Source organism: Kitasatospora sp. LaBMicrA B282, from assembly GCF_050325825.1.
GTDB lineage: Bacteria > Actinomycetota > Actinomycetes > Streptomycetales > Streptomycetaceae > Kitasatospora.
On record NZ_JBNQTI010000015.1, the window covers coordinates 69,114 to 75,869 of the forward strand.

The window sequence follows — 6,756 nt, forward strand, 5'->3', positions numbered from 1 at the left end:
TTTCGCCGGGGTGGTCGGTGCTCTGGCGTGGTGGTCGGTGCTCTGGCGTGGTGGTCGGCGTTCTGTCGTTGGTGGTCGGTCATGCGCGGAATGCAGCGCATCTCTCATCCTGAAAGCCCCTGGGCAGCCGGCCCGGCGTCCGGCATGATCGCGAGCGCCGCCACCGGTACCGGGGTGGACACGCGAGAGTAGGGACGGATCCATGACGCCTTGGGAAGGGCTGGCGGTCTTCGCCGCCGGAGCGGGTGCGGGCACCATCAACGTCATCGTCGGGTCGGGAACGCTGATCACGTTCCCGGTCCTGCTGGCGGTCGGGCTGCCCCCGGTCACCGCCAACGTCTCCAACACGCTCGGCCTGGTGCCCGGCTCGCTCAGCGGAGTGGTCGGCTACCGGCGCGAGCTGGCCGGCCAGCGCGGCCGGGTGGTCCGGCTCGGCCTCGCCTCGCTGCTCGGCGGCCTGCTCGGGGCCTACCTGCTGACCCAGCTGCCGAGCGCGGCCTTCACGGCGATCGTCCCGGTGCTGATCCTGCTGGCCCTGGTGCTGGTGGTGATCCAGCCCCGGGTGGCCCGGGCGGTCGCCGCCCGCGGCGGCCTGACCGCCCACCCCGACGGCAGCCCGCTGCTGGTCGCCGGGGTCTTCCTCTCCGGCATCTACGGCGGCTACTTCGGCGCCGCCCAGGGCGTGCTGCTGCTGGCCCTGATGGGCATCCTGCTCCGCGACGAACTGCAGCGGATGAACGCCGTGAAGAACGTGCTGGCGGCGATCGTGAACGGAGTGGCCGCGATCTTCTTCATGTTCACCGCCTCGATGGACTGGCTGGCGGCGCTGCTGATCGCGGTCGGCTCGACGCTGGGCGGGCTGATCGGCGCCAAGGTGGGCCGCAAGCTGCCGCCGGTCGCGCTGCGCGGCCTGATCGTGGTGGTCGGCCTGGCCGCGGTCACCAAGCTGCTGGTGAGCTGACGCGAGGTTGCCGGTGGGCTGACGCGAGGCCACCGGTGGGCTGACCCGAACCGTCCCGAGCTGACGGTCAGTCACGCACCGCCTACCGATCGACCCCGATCGACCCCGTGACCGCTGGGGCCGGTCGGGGCTCGCGCGCCTCGTGAGATGCTGGCCGTTCGGTGTCAGACAGTCGGACGGACGGAACGCATGGCTCAGGACTTCCCCCCAGCCTCCGACCCGGGGTACCCCCAGGAGGGCGGCGGGCCGCATCCCGCCGGCTACGACTACCAGCAGCAGGCCTGGTACCCGGCGGAGCAGCAGCCCTACGACGGGTCGGCGCAGCCCGGCTACCCGGTCGAGCCGCAGCCCGGGGCGGAGGGTCAGCCCTGGCAGTGGTCCGAGCAGCAGCTGCAGGGGTACCAGCAGGGCGCCGAGTTCGGTTACCAGGCCGACCCGATGGCGGTCCCGGGCGGCGCCGGCTACCCGGTGGACCCGGGGTACGGGGAGACCCCGGCGTACGAGGACCCCTTCGGCACCGCCACCATGCCGGCGGTCGGGGCCGACGGCTTCACCCAGCACGGCTTCGCCCCGAACGGGTTCGAGCAGAACGGCTACGAGCAGAACGGCTTCGAGCAGGGCGCTTTCGAGCAGGGTGGCTTCGACCCGGCGGGCGGCGGGCCGACCGAGGCCGAACTGCTCGCCGGTGCGCCGACCGCCACCTTCAGCCCGGTGCCGGACGACGCGGACGCCCCCGACGACCTCGACGATCCGGACGCCGGGTCCGCCGGCTCCCGCTCGCGGCGCGGCTCGGACGACTCCGGCTCCGGCGGCTCGGTGCTGGACCGGGCCCGCGCCGCCGCCCAGGGCGCACTCGGCACGGTGCTCGCCACCGACGGCGCCCCCGGCCGCCGCACGCTGCTGATCCGGGTCGCCGCCGGCGTCGCCGCGCTCGGCGTGCTGGTCACCGCGGGCGTGGTCGCCACCAGCGGCGGCAGCTCGCACCACGACGCCCCGCCGGTCCCCACGGCCGACCCCGGCTTCGCCATCGCCCACAACAAGATCTGGGCCGCCCAGCCGGCCGCCGCCGCGGCGCCGGGCACCGACGACACCCTGGTCGGCAGCTGGGTGCTGCCCTCGGCCGTGGTCCGCGCCGACGGCTCGGGCGTGCACGCCTACGACGTGACGACCGGCAAGCCCACCTGGAGCCTGGACGCCCCGACGCCCGGCCTCACCCCCTGCGACCTGTCGCCCACCGTCAACTCCGCCGGCATCGGCGGCGTGCTGTACCACGCCCAGCCCGACCCGAAGAGCGGCTGCACGCTGCTGGCCGCGGTCGACACCAAGGCGGGCAAGATCGGTTGGACCAAGTCGCTCTCCGGCAACACGCCGTACGCGGCCCAGGTCGCCGTCACCGAGGACAAGGTGATCGCGGTCGGCGACGACCACGTGGCCGCCTGGACCGCGGCGAACGGCCAGGACGCCTGGCAGTACGGCGGCCAGGGCAAGTTCTGCACCCTGTCCGGCAGCGCCGCCGGCACCACCGTGCTGCTGCACAGCGCGTGCTCGGACAGCAACCCGGCCGACCAGGTGGTCGCGCTCGGTGCCGCCGACGGCAAGCCGCTCTGGGCCAAGCCGCTGGCCACCCCGCCGAAGACCGCCACCGTGCTGTCCGCCGAACCGGCGGTGATGCTGGTCAGCAGCGACCAGGGCGGCGCCCAGGTGCTCGCCTGGGGGCAGAACGGCGACCCCGCCGCGACCATCCCGGTCGCCGACCCCAACGGCGGCGCGCAGCTCAACGTCGCCCACGGCACGTTCGACGCCACGCCCGGCGTCTTCTTCCAGGACCACACCATGGTCACCACCGCCGGCGCCCCCGGCGGGCCGACCGCGGCGGTCGCCTACGACCTGGCCACCGGCAAGCAGCTGTGGCGCACCCCGGTCACCGAGAAGGGCGGGGTGGCGCCGATCGGCCTGGATGGCGGGTCGCTGGTGCTGGCCGCCGAGCAGCGGGTGGACCAGCCGGCCCACCTGAGCCGCTTCGCGCTGACCACCGGCCAGGAGGCCGTCGGTGGCGGCTTCCCGCCCACCACGGGCTCGCTGCTCACCGCGGGCCGGGTGCTGATCGGCAGCGACCGGGTGATCGCGGTGCCGAACCACTCGGGCAGCTTCGGGATCGCCACCGCCTTCCAGGCCAAGGGCTGACGGGCGGCGGACCGGCAACGCGTCCGGCGGGCCGGCTGATCAAGGGATCGGCCGGCCCGTCTGTCCGTTCGTCGTCGCGTTCCCCGGGCGCCGACCTCAGGCCAGCGCCGCGGCCGGCGCAGCCGCGCGGTCGGCGGCCGGCAGCCAGGCGGCCAGCTCCCCGACGTCGCCGGCGCGCAGCCCCAGCGCCAGCATCAGGGAAGCCTCCGGAGTCGGCTCGAAGGGCCGCCGCAGCAGCGCCATGCCGGCCTGCTCCGGGGTCCGGTCGGCCTTCCGCTGGTTGTCCTCGGCGCACGCGGCCACCGTGTTCAGCCAGCTGTCGGCGCCGCCGCGCGAGCGCGGCACCAGGTGGTCCACCGTGGTCGCCCGGCGCCCGCAGAAGGCGCACAGGAACTGGTCACGGACCAGCACGCCCCGCCGCGACCACGGCGCCCGTTGTCGGAACGGCACCCTGACGTACCGCTGCAGTCTGATCACCCGCGGCACCGGCACCGACATGCCGGTCGCCCGCATCACGCGCAGCGGATGTGCCTGCTCCACCACGGCCTTGTCCTGGAGCACCAGCACCACCGCACGCTGCAGGGACACCGTCGACAGGGGCTCGTAGCTTGCGTTCAGCACCAGCGTGTTGCGCATTCCGGACACCTCCCAGGCCTTTCCGCCGCCGTGGCGGACCCGACCACTCTGACCGCCAAGCCCCGTGCGCCACAACGGAATTTCCGCCGCTCAGCCGCCCTGCGCGGTCGGGCGGGGAGCCCACCGCGTGGTCGGCCGTTCGGGCTGTCGGCGGGTCCGGCTACCCTCGGCCTCGTGTCCACCGACCCCGTGCTGCCCCGTGCCTTCTACGACCGCCCGGCCACCGAGGTGGCGCCCGACCTGCTCGGCCGCCGGCTGCGCTGCACCCTGCCGACCGGCACGGTCGAGCTGCGGCTGACCGAGGTCGAGGCCTACCTGGGCCCGGACGACCCCGCCTCGCACGCCTTCCGCGGCCGCACGGACCGCAACGCGGTGATGTTCGGCCCGCCCGGCCACGCCTACGTCTACTTCACCTACGGCATGCACTACTGCCTCAACGTGGTCTGCGGCCCGGCGCTGCACGCCGGCGGGGTGCTGCTGCGGGCCGGCGAGGTCACCGAGGGCACGGCCTTCGCCCGGCGCCGCCGGCACACCAGCCGCCGCGAGCACGACCTGGCCCAGGGCCCGGCCCGGCTCGCCCGGGCGCTCGGCGTCGACCGCGCCCAGAACGGCGAGGACGTGGTGGCCGGCCCGGTCTTCCGGCTGCTGCCCGGTGACCCGCCGCCCGCCGAGCTGATCCGCAGCGGCCCGCGCACCGGTGTCTCCACCGCGGCCGACACCCCGTGGCGGTTCTGGATCGAGGGGGAGCCGTCGGTCAGTCCGTACCGGGCGCACACCCCGCGCCGCAGGTCCGCGGGTAAAACCGCGTAGCGCGAACCGCGTACCCTCAGACAGGCTGGTGCCCAGCAGAAACACCTGCACGCCGGATCCGCAGCCAGCCGCGGCCGGCCCTCCCGAAGGAGAAGCGTGACCGTGACGGACATCGTCGACGAGCTGCGGTGGCGTGGGCTGATCGCCCTGTCCACCGACGAGGACGCCTTGCGCAAAGCGTTCGCGGACGGTCCGGTCACCTTCTATTGCGGCTTCGACCCGACCGCGCCGAGCCTGCACCTCGGCAACCTGGTGCAGCTGCTCACGATGCGCCGGATCCAGCAGGCGGGGAACCTCCCGCTCGGCCTGGTCGGCGGTGCGACGGGTCTGATCGGCGACCCCAAGCCGACCGCCGAACGGGTGCTCAACGACCCCGAGACGGTCTCCGGCTGGGTGGAGCGGCTGCGCGGCCAGGTCGGGCGCTTCCTCGACTTCGAGGGCGAGTACGCGGCCCGGATCGTGAACAACCTGGACTGGACCTCCGAGCTGTCCGCGATCAGCCTGCTGCGCGACATCGGCAAGTACTTCCGGGTCAACAGCATGATCGCCAAGGAGGCGGTGGCCCGTCGGCTGAACTCCGACGCCGGCATCAGCTACACCGAGTTCAGCTACCAGATCCTCCAGGGCAACGACTTCCGCGAGCTGCACCGCCGCTACGGCTGCACCCTGCAGACCGGCGGCAGCGACCAGTGGGGCAACCTGACCGCCGGCACCGAGCTGATCCGCAAGGCGGAGGGCGCCTCGGCGCACGCACTGGCCACCCCGCTGATCGTCAAGGCGGACGGCACCAAGTTCGGCAAGACGGAGAGCGGCACGATCTGGCTCGACGCCGAGCTGACCACGCCGTACGCGTTCTACCAGTTCTGGCTGAACGTGGACGACCGGGACGTCTCCAACTTCCTGCGGATCTTCAGCTTCCGCTCGAAGGAGGAGATCGAGGAGCTGGAGCGGGAGACCACCGAGCGCCCGCACCTGCGCCAGGGCCAGCGCGCCCTGGCGGAGGAGCTCACCACCCTGGTGCACGGCGCGGACCAGTACGAGCGCGCCGTCGCCGCCTCCAAGGCGCTGTTCGGCCAGGGCGAGCTCACCGAGCTGGACGCGGCCACGCTGGCCTCGGCCCTCGCCGAGGTCCCGCGCGCCGAGGTGACCGAGCTGGCCCCGATCGCCGACCTGCTGGTCTCCGTCGGTCTGGCCGCGAGCCGGTCGGCCGCCCGCCGCACCCTCAAGGAGGGCGGGGCCTACCTGAACAACGCCAAGGTGGCCGACGAGGACGCGGTGCCGACCGAGGCCGACCTGCTGCACGGCCGCTGGCTGGTGCTGCGGCGCGGCAAGCGGAACCTGGCGGCGATCGAACTCGCCGGCTGACGCTCCGCTCCCACTGACATGCAGTCAGTGCTCGCGGCGCGGCTGAGGGCGGGTGTCAGATCCTGATCGTTGATCAGGTGGCTTGAAATGCACCGTCCTTGAGCAGCGTGAACACCCCTGAGGGGCCAGATCTGGTCAGATCTGGCCCCTCTGTGTTTGACGCGCCCGCCGGGCTGGCCTAATGTAGACCGAGTCGCCTGAACCGGACGGGGAAGGAAGGGGCAGCCGAGAGGCCGGCCCGAATTCCGTGCGGAGCGACCATCACACTTACTGATTTACACCTCATGGAATATCTCTCGGGATTTTCACGTGGTCGGACAGCGTCCGGAAATGCAGTAGAGTGGCGGTCGCCGCAAAGCATTAGCAATGCGCAGAGCGGTCCTGGCCAGCCAGGAAGTCGGAAAAGGCGGAACGCCGGATCTGATAAGCTGGAAACACGAAAGAACGAAGCCCGGAGGGGCCACGGAAGTGGCTGCGAAGGAAGCGTCCGTTCCTTGAGAACTCAACAGCGTGCCAAAAGTCAACGCCAGATATGTTGACATCCCCGGCCTCGATCATCTGATCGGGGTTGGAGATTCCTTTTGAAATAACACTAGCGAGGACGCAGTGCGCGGGGCCGCCCTATTCCGGTGGTTGCCGTGCCGCTCTGCGCGAGTGGAGACCGGATAGACCGGTAAACATTCACGGAGAGTTTGATCCTGGCTCAGGACGAACGCTGGCGGCGTGCTTAACACATGCAAGTCGAACGGTGAAGCCCTTCGGGGTGGATCAGTGGCGAACGGGTGAGTAACACGTGGGCA

The 6,756-nt window shown here is 72.2% G+C and carries 5 protein-coding genes and 1 rRNA gene; 5 read left to right on the forward strand and 1 reads right to left on the reverse strand.

Annotated elements, in window-relative coordinates:
• Positions 1 to 202 precede the first annotated feature (202 nt).
• Together ACQRUO_RS07415 and ACQRUO_RS07420 are read left to right on the forward strand one after the other, a co-directional pair.
• On the forward strand, positions 203 to 961 hold the full coding sequence (locus ACQRUO_RS07415; protein ID WP_428314942.1) for a sulfite exporter TauE/SafE family protein: 759 nt from the start codon (positions 203 to 205) through the stop codon (positions 959 to 961).
• Between the two features lie 189 nt (positions 962 to 1,150).
• On the forward strand, positions 1,151 to 3,145 hold the full coding sequence (locus ACQRUO_RS07420) for a PQQ-binding-like beta-propeller repeat protein (RefSeq protein WP_428314943.1): 1,995 nt from the start codon (positions 1,151 to 1,153) through the stop codon (positions 3,143 to 3,145).
• A 96-nt stretch (positions 3,146 to 3,241) separates the two neighbouring features.
• Here the strand turns inward: ACQRUO_RS07420 and ACQRUO_RS07425 are convergent, their stop codons facing one another.
• Positions 3,242 to 3,781, reverse strand: coding sequence for an HNH endonuclease (locus ACQRUO_RS07425; RefSeq protein ID WP_428314944.1), 540 nt, complete (start codon positions 3,779 to 3,781; stop codon positions 3,242 to 3,244).
• Between the two features lie 174 nt (positions 3,782 to 3,955).
• On the opposite strand from ACQRUO_RS07425, the gene ACQRUO_RS07430 reads away from it, so the two are divergent.
• The 3 genes from ACQRUO_RS07430 to ACQRUO_RS07440 form a co-directional block, all read left to right on the forward strand.
• Positions 3,956 to 4,591, forward strand: coding sequence for a DNA-3-methyladenine glycosylase (locus ACQRUO_RS07430; protein WP_428314945.1), 636 nt, complete (start codon positions 3,956 to 3,958; stop codon positions 4,589 to 4,591).
• A gap of 102 nt (positions 4,592 to 4,693) precedes the next feature.
• Positions 4,694 to 5,956 carry a tyrosine--tRNA ligase gene (gene tyrS / locus ACQRUO_RS07435; RefSeq protein WP_428314947.1) on the forward strand — a complete coding sequence of 421 codons (1,263 nt, stop codon included), beginning with the start codon at positions 4,694 to 4,696 and terminating at the stop codon, positions 5,954 to 5,956.
• A 680-nt stretch (positions 5,957 to 6,636) separates the two neighbouring features.
• Positions 6,637 to 6,756 (forward strand): 16S ribosomal RNA (locus tag ACQRUO_RS07440); the annotation flags it as partial.

What these genes read in the sequence shown, in the direction of transcription:
- ACQRUO_RS07415 (WP_428314942.1), top strand. Translation starts at nt 203, where the DNA reads ATGACGCCTTGGGAAGGGCTGGCGGTCTTCGCCGCCGGAGCGGGTGCG.
- ACQRUO_RS07425 (WP_428314944.1), bottom strand. Translation starts at nt 3,781, where the DNA reads ATGCGCAACACGCTGGTGCTGAACGCAAGCTACGAGCCCCTGTCGACG.
- ACQRUO_RS07420 (WP_428314943.1), top strand. Translation starts at nt 1,151, where the DNA reads ATGGCTCAGGACTTCCCCCCAGCCTCCGACCCGGGGTACCCCCAGGAG.